General features: G+C 49.7%; 1 protein-coding gene. It reads right to left on the reverse strand.

Annotated features, from left to right (window positions below; translation table 11 throughout):
- Window positions 1–21: 21 nt before the first annotated feature.
- Window positions 22–314 (reverse strand): hypothetical protein (locus NR125_RS30405; protein ID WP_256816916.1); only part of this gene is annotated, 293 nt, incomplete at its 5' end.

Here is a 314-nt window from a genome sequence, read left to right on the forward strand (position 1 = left end):
TATTTAGATTGTTTTCGATAGTTACACACCCTTTTCCTTCCCTCCTCCTCTTTCCTTTCCCTCCCCCTCCCTCCCTCCCTCTCTCTTCCCTTCCCCTTTCTTCCCTTCCTTTTCTTCTTCCCTTTTTCCCTCCTTTCCCTTTCCTTCTCCTTTTTTTTCTTTCCCCCCTCCCCCTTTCTCTCTCTTCCTCCCCTCCTTCCTCTCCCTCCCCTTCTTTCTTCCCTTTTCCCTCCCCCTTTTCTTTTCCCTCTCCCCTCTTTCTCTTTCCCTTTTTTCTTTCCTCCCTCCCCCCTTCCCTCCTTCTTTTCTTCCTT

The sequence above is a fragment of the Cytobacillus sp. Bac17 genome (genome assembly GCF_024519925.1).
Lineage (GTDB): Bacteria > Bacillota > Bacilli > Bacillales > Cytobacillaceae > Cytobacillus > Cytobacillus pseudoceanisediminis.